The 25,518-nt window shown below is 70.3% G+C and carries 20 protein-coding genes; 12 read left to right on the top strand and 8 right to left on the bottom strand.

Annotation, left to right across the window (positions count from 1 at the left end; genetic code table 11):
- Nucleotides 1-15: 15 nt before the first annotated feature.
- The 3 genes from TBR22_RS12695 to TBR22_RS12685 form a co-directional block, all read right to left on the bottom strand.
- Nucleotides 16-1,224 carry a type II secretion system F family protein gene (locus TBR22_RS12695; RefSeq protein WP_239493361.1) on the bottom strand — a complete coding sequence of 403 codons (1,209 nt, stop codon included), beginning with the start codon at nt 1,222-1,224 and terminating at the stop codon, nt 16-18.
- Between the two features lie 3 nt (nt 1,225-1,227).
- Complete coding sequence (locus TBR22_RS12690; protein ID WP_239493360.1) at nt 1,228-1,905, bottom strand: lytic transglycosylase domain-containing protein; 678 nt, start codon at nt 1,903-1,905, stop codon at nt 1,228-1,230.
- A gap of 129 nt (nt 1,906-2,034) precedes the next feature.
- On the bottom strand, nt 2,035-2,949 hold the full coding sequence (locus tag TBR22_RS12685; protein WP_239493359.1) for a hypothetical protein: 915 nt from the start codon (nt 2,947-2,949) through the stop codon (nt 2,035-2,037).
- Between the two features lie 85 nt (nt 2,950-3,034).
- On the opposite strand from TBR22_RS12685, the gene TBR22_RS12680 reads away from it, so the two are divergent.
- The 9 genes from TBR22_RS12680 (at nt 3,035) to TBR22_RS12640 (ending at nt 16,653) form a co-directional block, all read left to right on the top strand.
- On the top strand, nt 3,035-3,325 hold the full coding sequence (locus tag TBR22_RS12680) for a BMC domain-containing protein (protein ID WP_239493358.1): 291 nt from the start codon (nt 3,035-3,037) through the stop codon (nt 3,323-3,325).
- A 21-nt stretch (nt 3,326-3,346) separates the two neighbouring features.
- Nucleotides 3,347-5,140, top strand: a complete 1,794-nt coding sequence (locus TBR22_RS12675; RefSeq protein ID WP_239493357.1) for an aldehyde dehydrogenase family protein — start codon at nt 3,347-3,349, stop codon at nt 5,138-5,140.
- A 245-nt stretch (nt 5,141-5,385) separates the two neighbouring features.
- The gene (locus TBR22_RS12670; RefSeq protein ID WP_239493356.1) at nt 5,386-7,107 is read left to right on the top strand and encodes a lytic transglycosylase domain-containing protein; all 1,722 of its coding nucleotides are present in this window, start codon (nt 5,386-5,388) and stop codon (nt 7,105-7,107) included.
- Between the two features lie 139 nt (nt 7,108-7,246).
- Nucleotides 7,247-8,731, top strand: a complete 1,485-nt coding sequence (locus tag TBR22_RS12665; RefSeq protein ID WP_239493355.1) for a YifB family Mg chelatase-like AAA ATPase — start codon at nt 7,247-7,249, stop codon at nt 8,729-8,731.
- 109 nt (nt 8,732-8,840) lie between these two features.
- Nucleotides 8,841-9,746, top strand: a complete 906-nt coding sequence (locus TBR22_RS12660; protein ID WP_239493354.1) for a M23 family metallopeptidase — start codon at nt 8,841-8,843, stop codon at nt 9,744-9,746.
- Between the two features lie 112 nt (nt 9,747-9,858).
- A complete protein-coding gene (gene secA / locus TBR22_RS12655; protein WP_239493353.1) occupies nt 9,859-12,978 on the top strand; it encodes a preprotein translocase subunit SecA in 3,120 nt (1,039 codons plus the stop codon).
- Nucleotides 12,979-13,071: 93 nt separating this feature from the next.
- Nucleotides 13,072-14,613, top strand: a complete 1,542-nt coding sequence (guaB, locus tag TBR22_RS12650; protein WP_239493352.1) for an IMP dehydrogenase — start codon at nt 13,072-13,074, stop codon at nt 14,611-14,613.
- Nucleotides 14,614-14,736: 123 nt separating this feature from the next.
- The gene (locus TBR22_RS12645; RefSeq protein WP_239493351.1) at nt 14,737-15,630 is read left to right on the top strand and encodes a PIG-L deacetylase family protein; all 894 of its coding nucleotides are present in this window, start codon (nt 14,737-14,739) and stop codon (nt 15,628-15,630) included.
- Nucleotides 15,631-15,759: 129 nt separating this feature from the next.
- On the top strand, nt 15,760-16,653 hold the full coding sequence (locus TBR22_RS12640; protein ID WP_239493350.1) for a PIG-L deacetylase family protein: 894 nt from the start codon (nt 15,760-15,762) through the stop codon (nt 16,651-16,653).
- Nucleotides 16,654-16,722: 69 nt separating this feature from the next.
- Here TBR22_RS12640 and TBR22_RS12635 read toward each other — a convergent pair whose 3' ends face one another.
- The gene (locus TBR22_RS12635) at nt 16,723-17,829 is read right to left on the bottom strand and encodes a substrate-binding domain-containing protein (protein ID WP_239493349.1); all 1,107 of its coding nucleotides are present in this window, start codon (nt 17,827-17,829) and stop codon (nt 16,723-16,725) included.
- Between the two features lie 173 nt (nt 17,830-18,002).
- On the opposite strand from TBR22_RS12635, the gene TBR22_RS12630 reads away from it, so the two are divergent.
- Together TBR22_RS12630 and TBR22_RS12625 are read left to right on the top strand one after the other, a co-directional pair.
- The gene (locus tag TBR22_RS12630) at nt 18,003-18,827 is read left to right on the top strand and encodes an HAD-IB family phosphatase (protein ID WP_239493348.1); all 825 of its coding nucleotides are present in this window, start codon (nt 18,003-18,005) and stop codon (nt 18,825-18,827) included.
- Nucleotides 18,824-19,132 carry a hypothetical protein gene (locus TBR22_RS12625; protein ID WP_239493347.1) on the top strand — a complete coding sequence of 103 codons (309 nt, stop codon included), beginning with the start codon at nt 18,824-18,826 and terminating at the stop codon, nt 19,130-19,132. The genes TBR22_RS12630 and TBR22_RS12625 overlap by 4 nt, the downstream gene beginning before the upstream one ends.
- An 18-nt stretch (nt 19,133-19,150) precedes the next feature.
- On the opposite strand, the gene tsaE is transcribed toward TBR22_RS12625, so the two are convergent.
- Nucleotides 19,151-19,570 (bottom strand): tRNA (adenosine(37)-N6)-threonylcarbamoyltransferase complex ATPase subunit type 1 TsaE, encoded by a 420-nt coding sequence (gene tsaE, locus TBR22_RS12620; protein WP_239493346.1) that lies wholly within the window; start codon nt 19,568-19,570, stop codon nt 19,151-19,153.
- Nucleotides 19,567-21,150 carry an NAD(P)H-hydrate dehydratase gene (locus TBR22_RS12615; protein ID WP_239493345.1) on the bottom strand — a complete coding sequence of 528 codons (1,584 nt, stop codon included), beginning with the start codon at nt 21,148-21,150 and terminating at the stop codon, nt 19,567-19,569. Before TBR22_RS12615 ends, tsaE begins: the two co-directional genes overlap by 4 nt.
- A 24-nt stretch (nt 21,151-21,174) precedes the next feature.
- Here TBR22_RS12615 and TBR22_RS12610 point away from each other — a divergent pair, with 24 nt between their 5' ends.
- The gene (locus TBR22_RS12610; protein ID WP_239493344.1) at nt 21,175-22,044 is read left to right on the top strand and encodes an aminotransferase class IV; all 870 of its coding nucleotides are present in this window, start codon (nt 21,175-21,177) and stop codon (nt 22,042-22,044) included.
- Between the two features lie 102 nt (nt 22,045-22,146).
- Here the strand turns inward: TBR22_RS12610 and gcvP are convergent, their stop codons facing one another.
- Together gcvP and gcvH are read right to left on the bottom strand one after the other, a co-directional pair.
- Nucleotides 22,147-25,020: an aminomethyl-transferring glycine dehydrogenase gene (gcvP, locus tag TBR22_RS12605; RefSeq protein ID WP_370651468.1), complete on the bottom strand. Its 2,874-nt coding sequence runs from the start codon at nt 25,018-25,020 to the stop codon at nt 22,147-22,149.
- Between the two features lie 121 nt (nt 25,021-25,141).
- Entirely contained in the window at nt 25,142-25,513 is a 372-nt protein-coding gene (gene gcvH / locus TBR22_RS12600; protein ID WP_239493342.1) for a glycine cleavage system protein GcvH, read from the bottom strand.
- Nucleotides 25,514-25,518 lie beyond the last annotated feature (5 nt).

Raw genomic sequence — 25,518 nt, 5'->3', positions numbered from 1 at the left:
CACAGGCCTCCGCGGCTAGCTCAACGCCGACGACAGCTGGAAGACGGGCAGGTACAGCGCAATCAGCAGCGCGGCGATGACGATGCCCATGACGACCAGGAGGACCGGCTCGATCAGGAGCAGGAACCGCCCCAGCTTCGTCTCGATGTCCTCGTCGTAGAAGTCGGCGATGGCGTTCAGCATGTCCTGCAGGGCGCCGGTCGCCTCCCCCACCTCCACCATCTTCACTGAGACGTCCGGGAACTCGCCCTTGGCCGCCATCGCGGTCGACAGCGGCTGACCCTCCCGCACCTGGCGCGTGATGTCGGTCATCTGCGCCGCGATGTGGCGGTTGGACACCGACCGGCTGGCGACGTCGAGCGCGGTCACCAACGGGATGCCGCCCCCGAGGAGCGTGGCCAACGTGCGACTCAACTGCGAAGTCGCGAACTGGCGGGCAATCCCACCCAGCCCTGGCAACTGCAGGATGACCCGATCGAGGCGCTGCCGCTGCGCCGGTTGCTGCAGGAGCCAGCGGCCGCCGAAGACCGCGCCGACCGCCAGCAGGGCCAGCAGCGGCAACTGGCTGCGGATGCCGTTGGACAGGGCCACGATCATCCGCGTCGCCAGCGGCAGTTCCGCGCCGAACCCGGCATAGAAGTCGTTGAACTGCGGCACCACCCGCACCACGATGATCGCCACCACGCCGATGGAGAGCAGCGTCAGGACGGCCGGGTAGACCAGCGCGGAGACCACCTTGCGCCGGACCGCGCCGAGCACCTGCACGTAGGCCACGTACCGCCGCAGCACCTGCTCGAGGCTGCCGCTGCGCTCGCCGGCCATCAACGAGGCCGTGTAGATCGGCGTGACGTGGCGCGGGTGCGCCTCGAAGGCATCCGACAGCGCCGTGCCCGACCGCACCTTCTCGTACACGTCGTCGAGCACGCCCTTGAAGACCGGATTGGGGATGTTGCGGCGCAGGATGTCGAGCGACTGCACCAGCGGCATCCCGGCCTTCAGCAGGGTCGCCAGTTCCTGGTTGAAGACCAGGAACTCGTGCAGCTTGATGCGCCCGCCCGCCCCGGAGCGACGCAGGGCAGCCAGACCCGGGCGCGCCGACTTCAGGTCGAGGACGTAAAGGCCCTTCTCCTCGAGCTCACGCCGGAGCGCGGCCTCGCTCTCGGCCGTGAAGACGCCTTCGGAGATCTGTCCGGATGCGGTGGCCAGGCGGCAGCGGAACTCCATGCCTCAGGACACCCCGGCCAACTGCAGCACCTGGCGGACGTAGGCCTGCGTCTCCCGGAACGGCGGGATGCCCCCGAAGCGCTGCACCGCGCCGGCGCCCGCGTTGTAGGCGGCCACGGCGAGACGGACGTCGAACCGATCGAGGAGCTGGCGCAGGTGCCGCACGCCGGCGTCGATGTTGGACGCGGGATCGTAGGGGTTGCTGACCTGCAGTTCGCGCGCGGTGGCCGGCATCAGCTGCATCAGCCCCATGGCGCCCTTGCGAGAGCGGGCCCGCGCCTGGAAGCGCGATTCCACGGAGATGACCGCATGCACCAGGAGGGGGTCCACCTGATGGCGTTTCGCGGCCGCCTCGATCAGTGGCAGGTAGGGCCGGCTGCCCTCGTCGGCCAGGTCGCTGAGCGTTCGCCGGGTGACCGGCGGGGGCGCCGCCTCGGCCAGCTCGACTTCCGGCTCGGGGTACGGCACCTCGTCCGGGGCCACTCCCTTGATCAGGGCGACGTTGCAGGTCAGCTCTCCCCCGCCCCGCAACGCCAGCACCGCCGTGTCGCCGTCGACGCGCACGCTCCGGACCGAGACGGTGCGTCCGGTGCCGAGCGTGACGAGTTCTGCCGCGGCCAGGCCGGGCAGGAGGAGCACGAACGCCCCGCCGAGGACGGCCGCGAATGGACGGAGAAACACGGCTACAGAGTGTAGCAGGGGGTAGGTAGGGCGCGGTCTCCGACCGCGCCGTGCCTCGACTGCCGAGACCGGCCCAGAGTGGGAGGCGGCCGGGTGGGACACCCGGCCCTACCTGGGACGGCGGAACAGCTACTTCGGCTCGATGAAGGCGTGGAAGACGCGGATGCCGAGCTCGCGCGGGTCTGAGGACTTGGCGGCGGGGGTCTGCGCCGGCACGAACGCCTGGTTGACCTCGATGGTCACGTCGACGTTCTCGGCCTCGCCGAACTGCGCGGCCGTCACCGGGATGCGCCGGATGATCTCCTCGGTGGTGGTCAGGTTGTAGGTGTCGAGCACCGTGTCACCGATGCGCACCGTCACCACCTGGCCGGGCACCAGATCCGGACGGCCGTCGAAGTGCAGAAAGAAGGTGGCATCGCGGCGCGGGTTGCGAAGCGCGAGGGTGGCCGTCTTCTTGGTCCACTGCCACTCGACCTGTGCGTTCTCGGCCGCGACCTCGGCGTTATGCCAGCCGTCCTTGAACTGCACGAAGACGTTGTCGGAGGCCGGCAGCAGCTCGAGCGAGCCCGCCTTGTAGGCCCGCTGGCCGTCGTTCTCCCCACCCAGCGGCAGGCGCGCGCCGGTCTCGGGGTCGTACAGGCCGATGCGAATGGTCGCCTGGCCCATGTACGGATACTGCGGCACGAACATCGTGCGCACGTACTCGATCCGCTGCCCCGGCTTCCAGTCCTTGGTGGAGGTCGGCGGGAAGTGGTCGTCGGTCCACATCAGCTGGTCGTCGGAATCCAGGAAGTGGACAAGGACCCGGTACTCCTTGTCGAACGCGGGCGCATTGGCCGCCACGACGAATCGGTACGTCAGGTCGAGGGGGCTGCCGAGCGGCGCCTTGGCGCGGCTTGACGAGAACGTCGCGGTCGCGACGGGCGGCTGGGTGTCTTCCTTCTTCTTGCACCCGGCCACGGCAGAGAGGGCCATGGCCATGACGACGCAGGCGGCTAAGGGTTTCACGCCTCGGTACTCCTCGAAAACGAAGGGAACGGACATCACCAGGGTCCGGGAGCCCCCGGCAAACAGCCTAGGGTAAACCGTTGCGGCCTCAGGGGCAACATGCTAGAGTCCGCACGAATTCATGGGAGACGCCCTCGGACTCATCGAAACCCGTGGCCTCATCGGCGCCATCGAGGCGGCCGACGCGATGGTGAAGGCCGCGAACGTGCAGCTGATCGCCAAGGAATACATCGGGGCGGGGTACGTCACGGTGATGGCGCGCGGTGACGTCGGCGCCATCAAGGCGGCCACCGACGCCGGTGCCGCCGCGGCTCGCCGGGTCGGCGAGCTGATCTCGGTGCACGTGATTCCACGCCCCCACGCCGAAGTCGAGCGGATCCTCCCCAAGCCCGCCGCCCCGGCCGTCAAGTAGCCGCCTCCGGCCTCGCTGCGCATGGCCGACGTCTCAGCCGCGCCCCCGTCAGACAAGGACCTGGCCTCCATCGCCGAGGCCCGCGCCCTTGCGCGCGCCGCCCGCCTCGCGCAGGCCCAGTTGGCCGAACTGTCCCAGGCCCAGATTGACGCCATCGTCGATGGCATGGCGGCGGCCGTGCGTTCCGAAGTCGAGGCGCTGGCCCGGATGGCCCGCGAGGAGACCGGCTTCGGCGTCTACGAAGACAAGATCACCAAGAACCGCTTCGTGGCCGAGCAGGTGTACGAGTTCATCCGGCCGATGAAGACGGTCGGGGTGCTCCGCCGCGACGACACTCGCAAGATCATCGAGATCGCCGAGCCGTTCGGCGTGGTCGCCGGCATCGTCCCGACCACCAACCCGACCTCGACGGCGATGTACAAGATCCTCATCGCCCTCAAGGCCCGCTGCGCGATCGTCCTGAGCCCGCACCCGTCGGCGGCCCGTTGCATCAGTCGCACCGCCGAGATCATGGCGGCCGCCGCCGCCAGGGCTGGCGCCCCGGCCAACAGCATCGGCTGGATGCAGACGGTGACCCTCGAAGGCACGCAGGAGCTGATGCGGCAGCGTGAAGTCGCCGTCATCCTGGCGACCGGCGGCCTCGGCCTGGTGCGTGCCGCGTACTCGGCCGGCAAGCCGGCCTACGGCGTCGGCCCCGGCAACGCGCCGTGTTACGTCCACCAGAGCGCCGACGTGCCGAAGGCGGCGCGCGACATCATCCTCGGCAAGACCTTCGACAACGGCCTGCTCTGCTCGTCGCCGAACTCGATCGTCGCCGACAGGGCCATCGACCAACCCTTGAAGGCGGCCCTGGCCGCCAATGGCGGGCACTTCCTGTCGGCCGACGACGCCCAGAAGCTCGCGGGCGTCCTGGTGACGCCGCAGCGCCTGCCCAACCCTGCCCTCGTCGGTCGCACCGCCCTGGAGATCGCCCAGGCCGTCGGCCTGACCGTGCCGGCCGGGACCAGGGCGTTGATCGCCCAACTGGACGGCGTCGGGCGCGACTACCCGCTTTCGATCGAGAAGCTCTGCCCCGTGTTGTCGTACTACGTCGTCGACGACTGGAAGGCGGGCTGCGAGCGCTGCAAGGCGATCCTGCGCTACGGCGGGATGGGCCATACCATGTCGGTCCACGCCACCGACGACGACGTCGTCCTGCAGTTCGGCCTGCACAAGCCGGCCTTCCGGATCGTGGTGAACACGCCGACCACGCACGGGTCGGTGGGCCTGACGACCGGCCTCGATCCGGCCATGACGCTGGGGTGCGGCGGGTACGGCGGCAACATCACGTCCGACAACATCTCGCCGATGCACCTGCTGAACATCAAGCGGGTCGCCTACGAACTTCGTCCGGCGCCCGGCCCATCGCCGGCCGCCCGCCCGATGGCCATGGCTGCTGCCGATTCGAGCCTCCGCCCCGCCGTGCCCGAGCGCGTGCGCACACTGGACTCCTCTGCCCTGTCGGCCCGCATCGACGGGTTCCTGGCCAGCCGCGGAATCACGCCGGCCACCACGGTCGTCGTCGGCCCCGCCGAGGGCCACGTCGGTGGGGCCGCCACGTCTGCGCCAGCCCTGAACCCGGCCGCCGCCGCAGCGCCCCTGCCGCCGGCGCCGCTCGAGGTGCAGAACGTCGGGCCAGCCGTCGATTTCGTCTGTGAGGACGATGTCCGACAGGCCCTGCGGGCCGGTCAGCGCATCCGACTCGCCGCCCGGGCCATCGTCACTCCAGCGGCGCGGGAACTGGGCGACGCCAACGACGTGTTCGTGGACGCCTGAGTCCTGTCCGTCCGTCATACGGTTGTCTTGACCCCGGTCCCCGGGCGGTGCTACCTTCCGCGGGTCGCCGAACGGTCGGATCTCCGATCCAAGGCGTTGGATTCCTGTCCGACTTGATCGGACCCCAACTTCGTTCGCAGGTTTCGGCCTGCAGGGAACACCTGACCGGCTCCTCTCCCCCAGGAGCGAGCCACCCGCCGGTCGCACGCACGTTGTGCTGTTTGGTCCGGCAGGGGAGCGCCCAGATGCGACGAACGTTCGGGCTGCCGTTTGCAGTCCTCCTGGCGTCCGCGGCGTGCAGCCGCAATCCGGCACCGCAGGTGGCGGTGACGCCCCGTCCGCCCATGCCGGCCAACGAGGCCGCGGCTCCGGCCGCGCCGGCGCCGGTCGTCGACCCCGCCGCCGCGCTGATCGCGGAGGCCGACCGCCTGTACGCGCTCGGCGAACGCGAGTTGTCGCTGGGCCACCTCGAGCAGGCGCGTGCCGCCTTCGACAAGTCGCTCGACGTCCTGCTCGACGCGCCACAGGGAGCGCGGGTCGATCCGAAGCTGCGCCAGCACTTCGACCGGTTGGTCGACCGGATCGCCGCCCACGAGACGCTCGCCCTGCAGAAGGGCGACGGCTTCACGGAGAAGGCGTCCGAGCCGGCGGCCATCGATCAGTTGCTCGAGGTGGCGACCTTCGCACCGCCGGCCGCCCCGGCGCGGGTGGTCGAGCAGACGGTCCAGCTGGACCTCGCGCAGACCTCGCACGACATTCCCATCCCGCTGAACGATCGGGTGCTCGGCTACGTGGAGTTGTTCCAGGGCCGTCTCCGCGACTTCCTCGCCGGCGGGTTGCAGCGCGGCAGCAAGTACCTGCCGATGGTGCAGAGCGTGTTTCGGGCCGAGGGAGTGCCGCTCGACCTGGCCTACGTGCCGCTCATCGAGAGCGCGTTCAAGCCGACCGCCCTGTCCCGGGCCAGCGCCCGCGGCATGTGGCAGTTCATGCGCGGCACGGCCCTCGACCACGGCCTGAAGCAGGACTGGTACATCGACGAGCGGGCCGACCCGGAGAAGGCGACGCGCGCCGCGGCGAAGTACTTCAAGACGCTCTACAACATGTTCGACGACTGGCATCTCGCCATGGCGTCGTACAACGGCGGCCCCGGGCGCGTGCAGCGCGCCATGCGGGCCTCCGGCCTGAGCGACTTCTGGGAGCTCACCGCCGACGACCGGTACCTGCCGCGCGAGACCCGCGAGTACGTGCCGATGATCCTCGCGGCGGTGATCATCGCCAAGAACCCCACGCAGTACGGGTTCGAGGCGCCGGCCGTCGAGGCGCTCGAGTACGACAAGGTGCGGGTGGCCGGGGCGATCGACCTGCGGCGCGTCGCCGAGTGGACCGGCGCCTCGATCGACGAGATCCAGGCGCTCAACCCGGAACTGCGACGGTGGACCACGCCGTTGCGGTATCCCGAGTACGAGGTCAAGGTGCCGGCCGGAACCGGGCCGGCGCTGTCGGCTCGGCTGACGGCTGCGGATGCCTCGGAACTCTCGGCGTTGAAGTTCCACACGGTGCGTCGCCGCGAGTCGCTGGCCTCGATCGCCCGGACCCTCGGCGTGTCGAGGGGTGACCTGGCCGAAGCCAACGGCCTGGCCGTGAAGGCGTCCGTGCGCCCCGGCCAGCGCCTGCTGATTCCGCGGGCTCCGTCGGCGCCGTTGCTCGCGTCGGGGCCCCGGTCCGTGCCATCGCGTCCCGAGTCGGTGGCGGCCTCGCGCGCGGCGACCACGGAGGCCGACGAGGACGTGCGGGTGGTCACCCATCGCGTCAAGCGCGGCGAGACCCTGTACGCCATCGCCAGCAACTACGATGTCAGCGTGGCCGACCTGCGGACCTGGAACCGCATGAAGGGCAACCGCCTCGACATCGGCGACCGCCTGACCATCCGCGTCAATCGCGGGGGCGCCCGCGCCGCCGCCCAGTAGCGCGCAGTTCCTGCCGCAGCCGGCGCCGCCCGGCCGCGCAGTTGTTGCGTCCCGTCACCGTGAAACGCGTGAATTCCCGAGGGATGTCACGCGTTTTTCGTTTCACGCCGCGCGCACGCCGCTTGCACCCCGGGCGGCCATGCTCGCCTTCACCTACGCGGCGGCGCTGGTCGGTGTCGCCGCAGAACTGGTGCGCGTCGAAGCCGACGTCAGCTTCGGCCTGCCCGCCTTCACCGTCGTCGGCCTGCCCGATGCGAGCGTGCGCGAAAGCCGCGACCGGGTGCGCAGCGCCGTGCGGAGCGCCGGACTGGAGTTCCCGCCGCATCGCATCACGGTGAACCTCGCGCCCGCGGACCTGCGCAAAGCGGGAAGTAGTTTCGATCTGCCGATCGCCCTTGCCGTGCTGGCGGCGGCCGGTCAGGTGCCGGCCGAGGCGGTGGCCAGGGCGCTGGTACTCGGCGAGGTGGCCCTCGACGGCCGGGCGCTCCCTTGTCGCGGCGTGCTCCCGGCCACTCTCGCGGCACGCGCCGCTGGCCTCGACATGGTCGTCGTGCCACGCGCCAACGTCGCCGAGGCCCGCCTGGTGCCGGCCGTGGACGTCAGGGGCGCCGCGTCGCTCGGCGATGCGTTGCGGGCGCTGCGGGAGCCCGACCCGCCCACTCCCCTCCTCGTGCGCACCGGGCCGGTTTCGACGGTCGACCTCGCTGACGTGCACGGGCAGGCGCTGGCGCGGCGGGCGCTCGAAATCGCCGCGGCCGGAAACCACAACCTGCTGTTCTCGGGGCCGCCGGGCGCCGGGAAATCGATGCTGGCGCGGCGCCTTCCCGGCCTGCTCCCGCCGTGGTCCTTCGAGGAGGCGCTGGAGGCGACGGCGGTCCATTCGGCGGCCGGACTCGTGCCGCCCGATGGCGGGCTGCTGGGCGAGCGGCCGTTCCGGGCCCCACATCACACGGCCTCGACCGCGGCGCTCATCGGTGGCGGGCCGCAGCCGCGGCCGGGGGAGGTCAGCCTCGCCCATCACGGCGTGTTGTTGCTCGACGAACTCCCGGAGTTCGAGCGGCGCACGCTCGACGTGCTGCGGCAGCCCCTCGAAGAAGGCGTGGTCCATGTCGCGCGCGCCGCGCGAACGGTGACCTTCCCTGCCGGCTTCCTCCTGGTGGCGGCGATGAACCCGTGCCCGTGTGGCTACGCCGGCCATCCCCGCCGGGCGTGCCGATGCCGGCCGGGCGAGGCCGACCGCTACGCCTCCCGGGTGTCCGGGCCGCTGCTCGACCGCATCGACCTGGTCGTCCAGGTGCCACCCGTGGACCCGGGCGCCCTCACCAGTCGACTTCCGGACGCCGAGTCGACGGTGGTGGTCCGGAGCCGCGTGCTGGCCGCCAGGCAGCGCCAGCAGGCGCGACAGCGCGAGGTGAACAGTCGCCTGCAGGGGCGGCCGCTCGAGGCCCTGCGGCGCGACCCCGCCGTGTCCGACCTGCTCTCACAGGCGATGGCCCGGCTCGACCTGAGCGCGCGAGCCGCCGACCGACTGCTGCGGGTGGCGCGGACCATCGCCGATCTCGCCGGGACCGAGGGACTGCAGCGCAGCCATCTGGCAGAGGCGCTCCAGTACCGCCCATGCTAGACTGCCCGCCTGGTCGGTGCCTCCGCACCGCGCCTGCCCGTTCCTGCAAGCACCACGGTGGGAGAACCCGTCCGGAACGCGTCCGCGCGTCGCCGGTCGAGGAGACGTCATGCTGTCGACACGCTACAGCCTCATCATCGCCAATCGCCGCACGGGCGTGGTCCGTCGGCTGACGCTCTCGCTGCGTCCGGTGGTGGTGGTCGGTGTCGGGCTGTGCGTGCTCGTGATGCTGATGGTGCTCGGTGCGTCGCGCAAGGCGGCCTGGCAGCGGGCGTCGCTGGAGAGCGAACTGTCGGCCCTGCGCGCCGAGAACGAGACGATGCGCTCGGCGACCGGGGCGCTGACCTCCCAGATCACGTCGCTGCAGTCGGTCGTGGACGACATCTCGAAGCTGTCGCCGTCGGCCACCGAGCGGACGGCGATGGGACGGCTGCCCAAGGGCGTCCAGCAGTCGGCGCTCGGCGGCCTGTCGCCGGAAGCCGCGCGCATCGCCCTGACCGGGCCGACCGCGCAACCTGATGCCGTCGGGGTGGTGCGGCAGATGCTGTCGGCCCTCGAGTCGCGGCTGGAAACGGCCCGGCCCCGCCTCGAGCGCCGCGCCGCCCTGGCCCGCGCCACGCCGGCCATCTGGCCCGCCCTCGGCGCCCTGTCGTCGAGCTTCGGCACCCGCCGCGACCCCTTCACCGCGGCCGCGAGCATGCATCCGGGGCTCGACCTCGACGTCGACCTCGGTGATCCGGTCTTCGCCACGGCCGACGGCGTGGTGACCGACGCACGGTACCACCCCGAGTACGGCAACCTGGTGATCGTGTCGCACGGGTTCGGCATCGAGACCCGCTACGCCCACCTGTCCCGCTACCGGGTCCGCCCGGGGACCTCGGTGACGCGTGGGCAGGTCGTCGGCGAGGCGGGCTCGACCGGCCGCTCGACCGGTTCGCACCTCCACTACGAGGTGTGGATCGACGGTCGCCCCGTCAATCCGCTGCAGTACCTCGTGGCGCGCGACGCTCGTTAGCCGGCGCGGCAGGACCTGCGCTCCGGACGCGCAGGGTTGCCTCCCCTCCAGCCGTTCCCTACAATCGGAGGATCGCGGTGCCCGCTTCCGGGCCCGCCTCCTGGTAGACCCTTTGGTTCTCGATACCCTACTCGCCAAGGTCATCGGCACGCAGAACGAACGCGAGCTGAAGCGGATTCAGCCGCTCGTCGCTCGCATCAACGGGCTCGAGCCTGCCATGCAGCAGCTCACCGAGGCCCAGCTGCGTGGCAAGACCGCCGAGTTCAAGGAGCGCCTGGCGCGCGGCGAGTCGATCGACGACCTGCTGCCCGAGGCCTTCGCCGTCGTCCGGGAGGCCGGGCGTCGGGTGGTGCACATGCGCCACTACGACGTCCAGTTGATCGGCGGCATCGTCCTGCACCGCGGGCGCATCGCCGAGATGAAGACCGGCGAGGGCAAGACGCTGGTCGCGACGCTGCCGGCCTACCTCAACGCGCTGGCCGGCAAGGGCGTGCACGTCGTCACGGTGAACGACTACCTGGCCCGCCGCGACTCGGAGTGGATGGGCCGCATCTACCGCTACCTCGAGATGTCGGTCGGCGTCATCCAGCACGACCTGCGCGACGACGAGCGGCAGCGGCAGTACGCGGCCGACATCACCTACGGCACCAACAACGAGTTCGGGTTCGACTACCTGCGCGACAACATGAAGTTCGAGCTGTCGCAGATGGTGCAGCGGCCGCACTTCTACGCGATCGTCGACGAGGTGGACTCGATCCTCATCGACGAGGCGCGCACGCCGCTGATCATCTCGGGCCCGGCCGAGGAGTCCACCGACCTGTACTACGAGGTCGACCGCATCATCCCGAAGCTGAAGCCGGGCGCGGTGATCCAGGGACAGGTCAAGGCCGAGGAGCGCGAGGCGCTCGAGGCGACCGGCGACTACATCGTCGACGAGAAGCACAAGACGGCGACGCTGACCGAAGGCGGCATGGCGCACGCCGAGCAGCTGCTCGCGCACCGGCTGCAGCCCGGGGGGCTGTACGACCCGGCCAACATGCCCCTGCTCCACCACGTGCAGCAGGGCCTGCGGGCGCACACGCTGTTCCGTCGCGACGTCGACTACATGGTCAACGACGAGGGGCAGGTCGTCATCATCGACGAGTTCACCGGCCGCATCATGCCGGGGCGTCGCTGGAGCGACGGGTTGCACCAGGCCGTCGAGGCCAAGGAAGGCGTGAAGATCGAGCGCGAGAACCAGACGCTCGCGACCATCACCTTCCAGAACTACTTCCGCAAGTACGAGAAGCTCGCCGGCATGACCGGCACCGCCGACACCGAGGCGGAGGAGTTCAACAAGATCTACAAGCTCGACGTGATCTCGGTGCCGACCAACCGGCCGCTGATCCGCGTCGAGGAGCCCGACACCGTCTACCGCACGCAGCGCGAGAAGTACGACGCGATCGTCGAGGACATCGCGCAGCAGCAGGCCAAGGGGCGCCCGGTGCTGGTCGGCACGGTCTCGGTCGAGAAGTCCGAGCTGTTGTCGACGATGCTCAAGCGCAAGGGCGTCAAGCACGTGGTGCTCAACGCCAAGTACCACGCGCAGGAAGCCGAGATCGTCGCGCAGGCCGGTCGGCTGGGCAAGGTCACCGTGGCCACCAACATGGCCGGCCGCGGCACCGACATCCTGCTGGGCGGCAACGCCGAGCACATGGCCCGCCAGCAGTGCCTGGCCGAGGAAGTCGCCGAGAAGGTGCCGCGCGGCCAGGAGAAGTACGTCGACGACGAGGAGTTCGTCTACTTCCGCCACGTCGACAACTTCTACCGGGTGCCGACGCCGACCTGGAACGCGATCTTCAAGAGCTTCGACGACGAGTGTCGGGCCGAGCACGCGCAGGTGATCGCCCTCGGCGGCCTGCACATCGTCGGCACCGAGCGCCACGAGTCGCGGCGCATCGACAACCAGTTGCGCGGCCGGGCCGGTCGCCAGGGCGACCCGGGCTCCTCGCGCTTCTACCTGTCGCTCGAGGACGACCTGATGCGCATCTTCGGGTCGGCCAACATCTCGGGGCTGATGCAGCGCCTCGGGATGGAAGAAGGCGTGCCGATCGAGAGCCGGATGGTCACCCGGGCCATCCAGCGCGCGCAGAAGCAGGTCGAGGCCCAGAACTTCGGCATCCGCAAGCACCTGCTCGAGTACGACGACGTGATGAACAAGCAGCGCGAGAGCGTCTACGCGCTGCGTCGGCAGTTGCTCGAGGGCAGCATCCGCCTCGAGGACGGCGAGGTCGACTCGCGCGAGTACCTGATGGTGCTGGCCGAGGACCTGGTCGGCGCGCTGGTCAGCGAGTACGCCGGCGTGAAGGACCACCCCGAGCAGTGGGACCTGGCGCAGTTGCGCGAGGAGATCGAGCGGGTCTTCGGCGTCGACGAGCAGATCCTGCGTGACCTGCCGCTCGAGACGATGACCGCCGAGCAGATCCGCACCGAGCTCTGGGACGAGGTCGAGGACGCCTACGCGGAGAAGGAAGCGGCCGTCGGTCGCGACCTGCTGCAGCTGCCGGAGGAGGTCATCCCGCAGATCGCCGGACCCACCTTCTTCGAGCAGATGAAGACGGTGGAGGGTGACGCGCGCCTCTCGATGGCCGGTCGCAGCGTGCTGGCGCCGATCGAGCGCAACCTGATGCTGCAGGTGGTCGACGGGCAGTGGAAGGATCACCTCTACAGCCTCGATCACCTGAAGGAAGGCATCGGGCTGCGGGGCTACGGCCAGCGCGACCCGCTCGTCGAGTACAAGAAGGAGAGCTACGCGCTCTTCGAGGCGATGAAGCAGCGCGTCGACGAGGAGACCGTCCGCTACCTGTGGCGGCTGCGGCCGATGTTCGGCCGCTCGGAGCCCTCGCCCGCCGAGGCGCTCGAGGCCAGCGACGAGGCGACGGTGACCGCGCCCGCCGCGCCCGCGCCGCGCCAGGCCGCGCCGGTCCCGGCGGTGCAGCGGCCGCCGGCCACGCCCGACATCTTCCAGCGCCCGCAGCGCGTGCAGGAGAACCGGCCTGCGCCATCGTCGGCCGGCGCCCTGTTCGGCGCCCCCGCCGCCGCGGCAGCGGCGCCCCCCAGGCCGGCGCGCGTCGGCGGCGACGACGCCGGCGTGCGGACCGTGCGTCGCGACGTGCCGAAGGTCGGCCGCAACGACGACTGCCCCTGCGGCAGCGGCAAGAAGTACAAGAAGTGCCACGGGGCGGGCCTGTGACGCAGGCGATGGCGCGCGTCACCGCTCCCCGTCCGTTCGAACACCACGAGGCCGACGTCTGTCGGCCTTTCGTGTCTTCACGTGCCTGATCCCATGACGACCACGGACACCCTCGCCGCCCTCTCGCCCGCTGAACAAGTGGAGCGTGGCCTGCAGACCGCGCTCACCTTCGACGACATCCTCCTGGTGCCCCGCCGCTCGGAGATCCTGCCGACGCAGGTCGACGTGTCGTCCTGGTTCACGCGCAACATCCGCCTCAACGTGCCGCTGGCCAGCGCCGCGATGGACACGGTGACCGAGTCGTCGCTGGCCATCGCCGTCGCGCAGCAGGGCGGCATCGGCATCGTCCACAAGAACCTGCCGATCGAGGACCAGGCCAACGAGGTCGACCGGGTCAAGCGCTCCGAGAGCGGCATGATCGTCAACCCGATCACCCTGTCGCCCTCGCAGACGATCGCCGAGGCGCACCAGTTGATGCGCAAGTACCGCATCTCGGGCGTGCCGATCACCGAGGACGGCAGCAAGGAAGGCCGGCTGGTCGGCATCCTGACCAACCGCGACCTGCGGTTCGAGACGCGCCTGGAGCGGTCGATCCAGGAGATCATGACCCGTGAGAACCTGATTACGGTTCCAGTGGGCACGACGCTCGACCAGGCGCAGGACATCCTGCACCGCCACAAGGTCGAGAAGCTCCTGGTCGTCGACCACGAGTACCGGCTCAAGGGACTGATCACCGTCAAGGACATCCAGAAGGCGATCAAGTACCCGATGGCGTGCAAGGACCCGCTCGGCCGGCTGCGCGTCGGCGCGGCGGTCGGCATCGCCAAGGACACGATGGAGCGCGCCGCGGCGCTGGTCGCCGCGCACGTCGACGTGCTGGTCATCGACACGGCGCATGGCCATTCGGTCAACGTCCTCGAGATGGTCCGCAAGCTGCGGCACGCCTTCCCGAACGTCGACCTCGTGGCCGGCAACGTCGCCACCGGCGCGGCGACCGTCGACCTGATCAGGATCGGCGTCGACGCCGTGAAGGTGGGCATCGGCGCCGGCTCGATCTGCACCACCCGGGTGATCGCCGGCATCGGCGTGCCGATGGTCTCGGCGATCGCCGAGTGCGCGCGCGCCGCCCGGCCGCACGGCATTCCGGTGATCGCCGACGGCGGCATCCGGTATTCGGGCGACATCACCAAGGCAATCGCCGTCGGCGGCAGCACGGTGATGATCGGCAGCCTGTTTGCCGGCACCGACGAGAGCCCGGGCGAGGTCATCCTGTACCAGGGCCGCTCGTTCAAGGAGTACCGCGGCATGGGGTCGATCGGCGCGATGCGCAAGGGCTCGCGCGACCGCTACTTCCAGGACGAGTTCGAGCTGAACGCGATGACCGGCGAGGGCACCGACAAGCTCGTGCCCGAGGGCATCGAGGGGCGCGTGGCGCACAAGGGCTCGGTGTCTGCCATGGTCCACCAGCTGGTGGGCGGCCTGCGCGCCGGCATGGGCTACTGCGGCTGCGCCAACATCGAGGCGCTGCAGCGCGACGCCCAGTTGATCCGGATCACCCCGGCCGGGCAGCGCGAGAGCCACGTGCACGACGTGATCATCACCAAGGAAAGCCCGAACTACCGGATCGAACGGTAGCCTCCCGACGGGAGTCGGGAATCGGGAGTCGGGAGTCGCCGAGTACCCGGCAGGCACCACGGCTCCGAGGGCTGCCCGACTCCCCACTCCCGATTCCCGCGCGCAGCGAATAGAATGCGCGGCATGACTCGTCGTCTCCTCCCCTCCCTCGGGCTGTGCCTGCTCGCCCTCGGCGTCGCCGTGTCGGCGACGCAGCCCTCGGCCCCTCGTCAACTCCGCATCATCGCGTTCGGCGCGCACCCCGACGACGCCGAACTGAAGGCGGCAGGCGTCGCCTCGCTCTGGGCGGCCGCGGGCCACAAGGTGAAGTTCGTCGCCGCCACCAACGGCGACATCGGGCACTTCAGCGAGGCGGGCGGCCCACTGGCCCAGCGTCGCTACAAGGAAGTCCAGGAGTGTGCCCGGATCATGGGCATCACCACCGACGTGCTCGACATCCACGACGGTGAGCTCGAGCCGACGCTGGAGTACCGCCGCATGTTCGCGCGCAAGATCCGCGAGTGGCAGGCCGACATCGTGATGGGCCACCGTCCGTACGACTACCACCCGGACCACCGCTACGTCGGCGTCCTGCTCAACGACACCGCGGTCGTCGTCGGCGCGGCCTTCTTCGTGCAGGACACGCCGGCCACCACAGGCAATCCCATCTACCTGAACTACTCCGACAACTTCATCGACCCCAAGCCGTTCGAGCCGAGCGTCGTCGTGGACATCGACGCCGCCGCCGACAAGAAGTGGGCGTGCGTCAGCGCGATGCCCTCGCAGTTCGGCGACAAGGACTCCTGGCAGGGACGCACGCGGCCCGACGTGCCGGACGATCCGGTCAAGCGCCCGGCGTACCTCCTCGAACTGGCCAAGCAGCGCTCGGCCGCCGTCGCCGACCAGTACCGCGCCCAGCTCGTCGCGCGCTACGGCCAGGACCGCGGCTCCAAGGTGAAGTACGCCGAGGCGTTCCAGTTGAACCAGTACGGGCGCCAGGTGAAGCCGGCCGACCTCGACGGCATGTTCCCGAAGTAGGACGACGCAGCGGCCTCGGTCATTCGGCCTTCCGCCTGCGCCCTCCGGGCTACGGCGGACGGGTCGTAACGGCGTGTACTTGCCCGGCGCCCCTCGGCGCCGGGAGTCCTTCCCTCTCCGGGAGCTCTCATGAGAAGTCGTTCGTTCTCGGCCATCGCCTCCGCTGCGCTCGCCCTCGGCCTCGCTTCCTCGTCAACGTCGCTCACGGCGCAGCGTCCGCTCAACGTCATCGTCTTCGGGGCGCATCCCGACGATGCGGAGCTGCAGGCCGCGGGGGTGGCGGCGATGTGGGCCGCCAAGGGGCACCGCGTCAAGTTCGTCGCCGCGACCAATGGCGACATCGGCCACTTCTCGCAGGCCGGTGGCCCGCTGGCGCAGCGGCGCTACAGGGAGGTGCAGGAGTGCGCGCGGATCCTCGGCATCACCACCGACGTGCTCGACATCCACGACGGCGAACTGGTGCCCGATCTCGAGACGCGCCGCAAGTTCGCGCGCAAGATCCGGGAGTGGCAGGCCGACATCGTCATCGGCCACCGGCCCTACGACTATCACCCCGATCACCGCAACGTCGGCGTGCTCCTGAACGACACCGCGATCGTCGTGCAGGCGCCGTTCTTCGTGCCGGACACCCCCGCGACGCCGCGCAACCCGATCTACCTCAATTCCGCCGACGGCTTCGACGTGCCGAAGACGTTCGTGCCCGACGTCGTGGTCGACATCGACGCGGTCGCCGACAAGAAGTTCGCGTGCGTCGCGGCGATGCCCTCGCAGTTCGGCGACGCCGACTCCTGGCAGGGACGGACGCTCCCGAACATGCCGAAGGACGAGGCGGGCCGGAAGGCCTACATCGTCGAGACGGTGAAGGGCTGGCTCGCGGCGGGTGCCAACGAGTACCGCGCGCAGCTCATCGCCCGCTACGGGCAGGACCGCGGCTCGAAGGTGAAGTACGCGGAAGCCTTCCAGCTGAACCAGTACGGACGGCAGGTCAAGATCGCGGAACTCGACGCCTTGCTGCCGCGATAGATCGCGCGGCGAGACGCACCTCAGGACACGGCCGGCCGGCGCCGACGGCGCCGGCGCGGCGCGATGTCATCACGCGATCGCGCCGCAGGACGTGCGCACCACCAGCGTGCACTGCACGAAGATGTCGCGGGCGGGCCGTTCGGGGTGCGCCCGGCGCTCCAGCATCGCGGCAATCGCCGCTTCCCCGATCTGCCGGACCGGCTGCCGCACCGTGGTGAGCGGCACCGGCAGCCACGCCGCGTACTCCACGTCGTCCACCCCCGCCAGCCGGATGTCGCCCGGGATCGAGCAACCGAGGGCCAGCAACGTGTGCATCAGTTGCGCGGCCCCGCGATCGTGCGCGCAGACGATCGCGTCCGGACGGTGCGACTCGAGATACGCCCTCACCGCGTCACGGTCCCCGGGCGCGGGCAGCGGTCGTCGTGCGAGCGAGGCGTCGGCGTCGAGCGCGTCGAGCGCCTCGCGATAGCCGGCGCGCCGCCCATCGATGGTGGAGACGCCCGTCTCCCCGCCGAGGAAGGCGACGCGCCTGGCCCCGGCCCGCAGCAGGTGCTCGGTCACGGCATACCCGACGCGCCGGTTGTCGATGCCCACCAGATCGTACGGACCGCGCTTCGGATACGGGTACGCGGAACGGTCGAGGAGCACGAGCGGGATGCCCGCCGCGTCGAGTGCCTGCACGATCCGGACGTTCACGTCGTCGTCGGCCAGGCCCTCCATCGGCGCGAAGAACACGCCGTCGACGCGCCGGTTGATGTATTGCTGCACCCGCCCCCAGGCGGCCGAGGCCCGGTCGTGGGGGGCCGCCTCGCCGCCGCCCCAGAGGAATGCGTGGCCGCGCGATTCGGGCGCGGCGAGCAACCCCTGCACCAGCGGCTCGAAGATCTCGATGTCGGGCAAGTCGGGCACCAGCACGCCGAACGTGCAATCGACGGCAGCCGTCGCCGGAGGCCGCCGCACGAACGTGCCCGCCCCGACGCGCCGCTCCACGAGTCCCTGCAACTGCAGGTCGCGCACGGCCCGCCCCACCGTGATGCGCGAGGCACCGAACCGCTCGACCAGCTCGGCCTCGCTGGGAACCCGCCCGCCCGCTGGCAGTCGTCCGCTCTCGATGTCGCGCCGCAGGGCCTCGAAGACCACCTGGTACTTGGGAATGGCGAGGCCAGCGCGTTGCATGTCGAGATGTTATGACAACTCCAGGCGAAGCACCACCGTTCTTGTCAGTACGCCCAGTCGATACTCAAGCATTCATCGAATGTCGAAGTGTTTACGTAAACTTTACTGGTCAGACCACTATGCGATTGCTATGCTGTCTATCAGGAGGCCATGACGTGCTCCCGAGGAGTGATATGACAACCACGAACGAACCGGTGCACTTCCTGGTGGCCAGCGACTTCGACCAGACCCTCAGTTTCAACGACTCGGGGGTGGTGCTGAGCCAACTGATTGGCGCGTCGGGCTTCGAGGAAAAGGTTGCGGGGTTGGCGCGAAGCAACCTCGTGCACCAGGGGGGCGAGCTCGCCTACCTGCTCCGCCACGACCCCGAGTTCCGGGCCGTGCGTCGCGAGCACCTGGTCGAGGCCGGGCGCCGCGTCCGCCTGAAGCAGGACATCCCTCAGCTTGTCGACGTGCTGTCGCGCGGCATTCCGGGCTGCCGGTTCTCGTTCTACGTGATCTCGGCTGCGCCGCGCGAGGTGATCTGCGCCGCGCTGGACGGCGTGGTCCCGGCCGACCACATCCACGGCACCGAACTGGAGTTCGACGAGGTGTCCGGGGAGGTGACCGCCGTGAAGCACGTGCCGGCGGGCTACGGCAAGGTGGCCGTGCTCGAGCAGCTCGAGGCGCGCAGCAGCAGCCGTCCCGAGCACACCATCTACGTGGGCGACGGCAGTTCCGACGTCCACGTCATGCTCCACGTCAACAACCGCGACGGGTTCACGATCGCCGTCTCGGAGAACCGCCACCTCGCCCGCATCGCCCGCCGGACGCTCCTCAGCGACAGCGCCCTGAGCGTGATGGTGCCGATCCTCGGGCACGTGGCGGGCTGGAGTTCGACGCGCATCCGGGAGCTGTTTGCCGGCTACGGCCTCACGCTGCAGGACTGGGAGCGGGCCCGCACCGACCGCATCACCCTCGCCGAGATGCCGGCGCTGGTCCGGGCGGAATCGGCATGAGCACGCCCGATGCGATCGGTTGGGCGGCGACGGCCGTCTTCACGGCCTCCTACCTCACGCGTGGCCAGGAGCGGCTACGCCGTGTGCAGATGGCGGGGGCGACGCTCTGGCTGACCTACGGGCTGGTGATCGAGGCGCCGCCGGTGATCGGCTCGAACATCCTGGTGCTGAGCGCGGCGTGCTGGGCCGAGTACCGGCAGCGGCGTGAGGCGCGGGCCTCCCTCATCTCACCGTCAGCCACCGTCGTCGCGGACCGCGAGGCCCGCGACGGCGGCGGGGCGCAAGCCGAGGCCGAGGCCGCGTAGAGCCGGCGCGAGGTTGCCTCAGGAGCCGCCGATCGCGATGCGGCGCGCCGACTCGTCGACGATCGTGAATCTGACGTGGAGGGCGCCGGCAACGGGGCGCGCGAGCCGTTCCGGCCACTCGATCGCCAGCACGCCCTCCTCGGCCGTCTCGTCAAGGCCGAGCTCCTCGATCGACGCACTGCCCTGCGGCAAGCGGTAGAGATCCGCATGGTGGAGCGTGAGTCGCCCGCCCCGATATTCGTGGACCAGCGTGAAGGTGGGACTGCTGACCTGGTCGTCGGGGATGCCGAGACCTTCGGCGAGCCCGCGCACGAAGGCCGTCTTGCCGGCGCCGAGGTCGCCGTGCAGGAGCAGAACGGCGCCGGGCGCGAGCGTCGCCGCCAGGCGCTGCGCCAGCGCGCGCGTCCCGGCCTCCGAGGTGGTCGTCTCCTCGGTCACTCGTCCTCGTCGTCGCCGGGCTTGCGTTCGGCCGCGAGCTCGAGCACGGCGTCCCCGAGGTACGTCAGCAGATCCGAGGCCGTGAGCGCTGCCTCGCCGAGGTCGGCCATGGCCAGGTCGCCGGCGTGGCCGTGCAGGTACACGCCCAGACGCGCCGCCCCCTCCGCGTCGAGCAGTTGACCGAACCAGCCGGCGATCACGCCAGTGAGCACGTCCCCGGTGCCGCCGGTCGCCATCCCCGGATTGCCCGTCATGTTGATCGCCACGCTGCCTTCGGGGGCGGCCACGAGCGTGCGATGCCCCTTGAGCACGACATGCAACTGGTGCTGCTCGGCGAAGGTGCGGGCGGCCGTCAGGCGATCCTGCTGCACCTGCTCGGTGGAGATCCCGAGGAGCCGGGCCATCTCGCCCGGGTGCGGCGTGATGATCACGTCGTGCCCGTCGCGGCCCGCGAGTCGCTGCGCGTGCTCGCCCGCGAAGGCGTTCAGCGCGTCGGCGTCGAGCACGATGGGCACTCCGGCGCGCTCGACCACCCCGTGCACGAAGGCGCGGACGCCCTCGCCGGTGCCGAGTCCCGGTCCCATGGCGATCACGTCGGCCGAGGCGGCCAGCACCCGCTCGATGCCGTCGGGGATCACCTGGCCGTCGGCATCCTCGGGCAGGCCAATCGTCATGTACTCGGGCGCCATGGCCGCGAGGATCGGTTGCACCGACCTCGGCGTGGCGACGGTGACCAGCCCGGCGCCCGACCGGAGGGCTGCCATCGCGGCCAGGTGCGCGGCGCCGCTCTTGCCCATCGAGCCGGCGACGATCAGCACCCGCCCGAACTCGCCCTTGTGCGCCTCCGGGTCGCGTGGCTCGAGCACGCTGCGGATGGCGTCGCGCGTGATGACCTCCACGTGCGGGCCGTCGATCTGCTCGATCACCACGCCCGGGATGCCGATGTCGGCCACCACGAGATCGCCGCAGACGCGTTGGGCGGGCGGCAGGATGTGGCAGATCTTGGGGGCAGCGAGCGTCACGGTGACGGCAGCGCGGACGGCCTCCCCCTGCACCTCGTGCGTGTCGGCGAGCAGGCCGCTCGGCACGTCGACCGCGACCACCGGGATGCCGCTGCCGTTGAGGTCGCCGACGATGGTCGGGTACATGCCGTCGAGGGCCCGCTTGAGTCCCGTCCCGAAGATCGCGTCGACGATCAGGTCGCAGGTCGAGATCTCGGAGAAGTGCAGTTCCCACGCCTGCTCGTCGCCGATCTCGACGACCGACGCGCCGAGCCGCCCGAGCACCTCCAGGTTGTGCCGGGCGTCGCCGCGCACCTCGGCGAGCGGGCCGATCACGAACACCGACACGTCGAGCACCCGCTCGAGCAGCGTTCGGGCGATGACGAACCCGTCGCCGCCGTTGTTACCGTGGCCGGCGAGCACGGCGACGCGCCGCATGGCCAGGTTCGGGAACATCGCCTCGATGGCGGCCACGACCTGCCGGCCAGCGTTCTCCATCAGGACGAGCGACGGAATCCCGAGGTCCTGGATGGTGATCCGGTCCGCTTCACGCATCTGCGCCGCCGTCAGCACTCGCATGGATGCATGGTACCCTCCCCCGCTGTGCCAGTCGCGGTGAACATCGACGGCCGCCTGTACGGTCGTGACGAGGCGCGGGTGTCCGTGTTCGACCACGGGTTCCTGTTCGGCGAGGGCGTGTACGAGGTGCTCCGCACGTACGGCGGCCGCCCGTTCCTGTACCCGGAGCACATGCGACGGCTGCGGGCGTCGGCGGCGCGCATCGCGCTGGAGTGTCCCCTCGACGACGACCAGCTCCTTGTCCGTATCAGGGAGACCATGACGGCGGCGGCACTCGAGGGCGAGGCCTACGTGCGCATCCTGCTGACCCGCGGCGTCGGCGAGATCGTGTACGACCCGCAGGCCTGCCCGACACCGACGATCGTCATCATCGTCAAGCCGCACGTCGACCCGGCGCCCGACGCGCTCGCCCAGGGCGTGCGCATCGCCCTGGCATCGGTCGTCCGCAACCATCCCGGCAGCGTCGACCCCGCCATCAAGTCGAACAACCTGTTGAACAACGCGCTGGCCATGCAGCAGGCGCTGCGCGAGGGCGCTGCCGAGGCGCTGATGGAGAACCACCGCGGCGAGCTGTGCGAGTGCGCGCAGTCCAACATCTTCTTCGTCCGCGGCGGCGTGCTGCTCACGCCGCCCGTCGACGCGGGCCTGCTGGTCGGGGTGACGCGGCAGTTCGTACTCGAGGTCGCGGCCGCCGTCGGCGTGCCGGCCGAGGAGCGCACGCTGCGCCGCGAGGATCTCGCGACGGTGGACGAGGCATTCCTCACGAGCACGACCAAGGCGATCGTGCCGGTCGTGCAGGTGGGCGACGCCCGGATCGGGCCCGGCGTGCCCGGGCCGATCACGCGGCGGTTGATGGCAGGATTCGAGGCCGCGATTCCGGCGCGGCTTGCCTAGAAGAAATTTCAGAATCGCAGGATTTCAGAATTCATCACCACCGCCAACCTTCGACGCGCGGCGATGGTGATGAAATCGTGAACTCGGCAATTCTGAAATTTGCTACGCCGTGACCGGCTCTTCCGCGTACTCGGTCATCGGCGGGCACGCGCACACCAGGTGGCGGTCGCCGTACGGATTGTCGATACGGCCCACGGTCGGCCACACCTTGTGCGTGCGCAGCCACGGCAAGGGGAACGCCGCGGCGCTGCGGGGGTACGGCCGCGTCCACTCGTCGGCCATCACCACGGCCGCGGTGTGCGGCGCGTGCTTCAGCACGTTGTCCTTGGCGTCCACCTTGCCGTCGATCACCGCCTGGATCTCGGCGCGGATCGCCAGCATCGCGTCGCAGAAGCGATCGAGTTCGTCGCGCCCCTCGCTCTCGGTCGGCTCGATCATCAGCGTCCCGGGCACCGGGAACGACACGGTGGGCGCGTGGAAACCGAAGTCCATCAGGCGCTTGGCCACGTCCATCTCGTCGATGCCCGACGCCTGCTTGAGCGGCCGGAGGTCGAGGATCAGCTCGTGCGCCACGCGGCCCTCCCGGCCGGTGTACAGCACCTGGAACGGCCCCTCGAGGCGCGCCTTGATGTAGTTGGCGTTGAGGATCGCGTAGCGCGTCGCCTCGGTCATCCCCTCGCCCCCCAGCATCGACATGTACGCGTAGGAGATCAGCAGGATGAGCGCACTACCCCACGGCGCCGCCGAGATCGCGTGGATGCCGGTCGCGCCACCGCCGGTCGTCACCACCGGGTGCGAGGGCAGGTAGGGCGCGAGGTGACGCGCGACGCCAATCGGCCCCATGCCGGGACCGCCGCCGCCGTGCGGGATGGCGAACGTCTTGTGCAGGTTCAGGTGGCACACGTCGGCGCCGATGAGCGCCGGGCTGGTGAGCCCCACCTGCGCGTTCATGTTGGCGCCGTCCATGTACACCTGGCCGCCGTGCGCGTGCACGATCTCGCAGATCTCGCGGATGGCGTCCTCGTACACGCCATGGGTCGACGGGTAGGTGACCATGAGCGCCGCCAGCGTGTCCTTGTGCTGTTCGGCCTTGGCGCGCAGGTCGGCGAGATCGACGTTGCCGTTGGCGTCGCACGCCACCACGACGACCTTCATCCCCGCCATGACGGCGCTGGCCGGGTTGGTGCCGTGGGCCGACGAGGGAATCAGCGCCACGGTGCGGTGCGCATCGCCACGGGCGAGGTGGTAGGCGCGAATCACCATCAGGCCGGCCAGCTCGCCCTGCGCACCCGAGTTGGGCTGCAGCGACACGGCCGCGAAGCCGGTGATGTCGCACAGCATGCGCTCGAGGTCGCGGAAGATCTCCTGGTAGCCCGAGGCCTGCTCGACGGGCACGAACGGGTGCAGTCCCGCGAAGCCGGGCCAGGTGATCGGCAGCATCTCGGCGGCGGCGTTCAACTTCATCGTGCAGGAGCCGAGCGGGATCATCGACGTGTCCAGGCCGATGTCCTTGCGCTCGAGCCGCCGGATGAAGCGCGTGATCTGCAGTTCGGATCGGTGCTCGGTGAACACCGGGTGGGTGAGGAATGCCGAGGTCCGCTGCAGCGTCGCCGGGATCGCCGACCGCGCGCCATCAGCGACCTGCACACCGCGGCCGGTGGCCTTGGCGAACACGTTGGCCAGCAGCACCACGTCCTCGTCGGTGGTCGTCTCGTCGAGGCTGATGCCCACGGTGCCGTCGGCGAGGTAGCGGAGGTTCACCTGGTGCGCTTCCGCCGTGGCACGCAGCGTGGCGGCATCGACCCCCGACACGTGGAGGGTGTCGAAGTACACCGCGTTGTGCTGCGTGAGGCCCATCGCCGTGAGTGCGGCCGCCAGTTGCGCCGCCTGCCCGTGCACGCGCTCGCCGATCGCCCGCAGCCCTTCGGCGCCGTGGAAGACGGCGTAGAAGGCCGCGATGTTGGCCAGCAGCGCCTGCGCGGTGCAGATGTTGGAGGTCGCCTTCTCGCGGCGGATGTGCTGTTCGCGCGTCTGCAGCGCCATGCGGAACGCCGAGCCGCCCTGCGCGTCCACCGACACGCCGATGATGCGGCCGGGCGACTGGCGCACGTAGGCCTCGCGGGTGGCGAAGAACGCGGCGTGCGGGCCGCCGTAGCCGAGCGGCACGCCGAAGCGCTGGGCCGAGCCGTACACCACGTCGGCCCCCAGTTCCCCGGGCGGCACCAGCAGGGTCAGGGCGAGCAGGTCGGAGCCGACCGCCACCAGCGCGCCGGCGGCGTGCGCCGCCGCGATGAGCGGGGCGATGTCGGTGACCGCCCCGACGCCGTCCGGGTACTGCACGATCGCGCCGAACACGTCGTCTGCGAACGTCACCGCTCCGGCAGGCACGGTCTCGACCGTCAGGCCGAGCGGCTCGGCACGCGCGACCAGCAGTTCGAGGACCTGCGGGAAGACCTCGCCGATCACCAGGAAGCGCGTTGCCGCCGCCGGCTTCTTGCTCACGCGGCGCAACAGGGTCATCGCCTCGGCCGCGGCGGTGGCCTCGTCGAGCAGCGACGCGTTGGCCACGTCCATCCCCGTCAGGTCGCTGACGGCGGTCTGGAACGTCAGCAGGGCCTCGAGGCGGCCCTGGGCGATTTCGGCCTGGTAGGGCGTGTATGGCGTGTACCAGCCCGGGTTCTCGAGCACCATCCGCTGGATGACCGCGGGCGTGGCCGTCCCGTAGTATCCGGCGCCGATGAACGATCGGAAGCGCGCGTTCTTCGCCTCCAGCGTGCGCAACCGCGCCAGGAACGCCTGCTCGGTCTCGGCCGGCGGCTCGACGAGCGGCTCGGTGCGGCGGATGTGGGCCGGCACCACCTGATCGATCAGGGCGTCGAGGGAGGGCACGCCGAGGGCGTGCAGCATGCGGTCGCGGTCCTCGGGGCGGGGCCCGATGTGCCGAAGGGCAAACGCGTCAGTGGCCACTTGGGTCATGTGTGGGTACGGCGGGAACGGACGTGCGTGCCGGCGCTCGTGTGGCGCGCGGCTCTTCTTTGTGACGCCTCGGAGGCCGCGGCCGCCCCGTCGGAGCGGCCGCAGCTCGACGCGGCGGCGATCAGCCGACGTGCTGCGTGTACGCGGCGGCGTCGAGCAGGCTGTCCAGGTCGGAAGGATTGCTCGGGCGCACCCTGATGATCCACGCGCCGTGCGGGTCGCTGTTGACCTGCTCGGGTGCGCTGGTCAGCGCGTCGTTGACCGCGACGACCTCGCCGGCCACGGGCGAGAACAGCTCCGACACCGCCTTGACGGACTCGATCGTGCCGAACACCTCGCCCTGGGCGAGCACGCGGCCCACCTGCGGCAGTTCGACGAAGACGACGTCCCCGAGCTGCTGCTGGGCGTAGTCGGTGATGCCCACGTCGGCGGTGTCGGCCGTGGCGCGGATCCACTCGTGATCCTTGGTGTACTTCAGGTCGGCGGGATACATCGGCG

The organism is Luteitalea sp. TBR-22, assembly GCF_016865485.1.
Classification (GTDB): domain Bacteria; phylum Acidobacteriota; class Vicinamibacteria; order Vicinamibacterales; family Vicinamibacteraceae; genus Luteitalea.
Note: the sequence above shows the minus strand (reverse complement) of the source record. Positions and strands in the feature narration are given on the sequence as shown.

Excerpts from the sequence above, each read along its gene's own strand:
- TBR22_RS12685 (WP_239493359.1), bottom strand. The coding sequence starts at position 2,949 with ATGTCCGTTCCCTTCGTTTTCGAGGAGTACCGAGGCGTGAAACCCTTA.
- TBR22_RS12635 (WP_239493349.1), bottom strand. The coding sequence starts at position 17,829 with ATGCAACGCGCTGGCCTCGCCATTCCCAAGTACCAGGTGGTCTTCGAG.
- gcvH (WP_239493342.1), bottom strand. The coding sequence starts at position 25,513 with ATGTATCCCGCCGACCTGAAGTACACCAAGGATCACGAGTGGATCCGC.
- TBR22_RS12645 (WP_239493351.1), top strand. The coding sequence starts at position 14,737 with ATGACTCGTCGTCTCCTCCCCTCCCTCGGGCTGTGCCTGCTCGCCCTC.
- TBR22_RS12695 (WP_239493361.1), bottom strand. The coding sequence starts at position 1,224 with ATGGAGTTCCGCTGCCGCCTGGCCACCGCATCCGGACAGATCTCCGAA.
- TBR22_RS12640 (WP_239493350.1), top strand. The coding sequence starts at position 15,760 with ATGAGAAGTCGTTCGTTCTCGGCCATCGCCTCCGCTGCGCTCGCCCTC.
- TBR22_RS12615 (WP_239493345.1), bottom strand. The coding sequence starts at position 21,150 with ATGCGAGTGCTGACGGCGGCGCAGATGCGTGAAGCGGACCGGATCACC.
- TBR22_RS12625 (WP_239493347.1), top strand. The coding sequence starts at position 18,824 with ATGAGCACGCCCGATGCGATCGGTTGGGCGGCGACGGCCGTCTTCACG.
- TBR22_RS12660 (WP_239493354.1), top strand. The coding sequence starts at position 8,841 with ATGCTGTCGACACGCTACAGCCTCATCATCGCCAATCGCCGCACGGGC.
- guaB (WP_239493352.1), top strand. The coding sequence starts at position 13,072 with ATGACGACCACGGACACCCTCGCCGCCCTCTCGCCCGCTGAACAAGTG.
- TBR22_RS12675 (WP_239493357.1), top strand. The coding sequence starts at position 3,347 with ATGGCCGACGTCTCAGCCGCGCCCCCGTCAGACAAGGACCTGGCCTCC.
- TBR22_RS12630 (WP_239493348.1), top strand. The coding sequence starts at position 18,003 with ATGACAACCACGAACGAACCGGTGCACTTCCTGGTGGCCAGCGACTTC.
- TBR22_RS12665 (WP_239493355.1), top strand. The coding sequence starts at position 7,247 with ATGCTCGCCTTCACCTACGCGGCGGCGCTGGTCGGTGTCGCCGCAGAA.
- gcvP (WP_370651468.1), bottom strand. The coding sequence starts at position 25,020 with ATGACCCAAGTGGCCACTGACGCGTTTGCCCTTCGGCACATCGGGCCC.
- TBR22_RS12670 (WP_239493356.1), top strand. The coding sequence starts at position 5,386 with ATGCGACGAACGTTCGGGCTGCCGTTTGCAGTCCTCCTGGCGTCCGCG.
- TBR22_RS12680 (WP_239493358.1), top strand. The coding sequence starts at position 3,035 with ATGGGAGACGCCCTCGGACTCATCGAAACCCGTGGCCTCATCGGCGCC.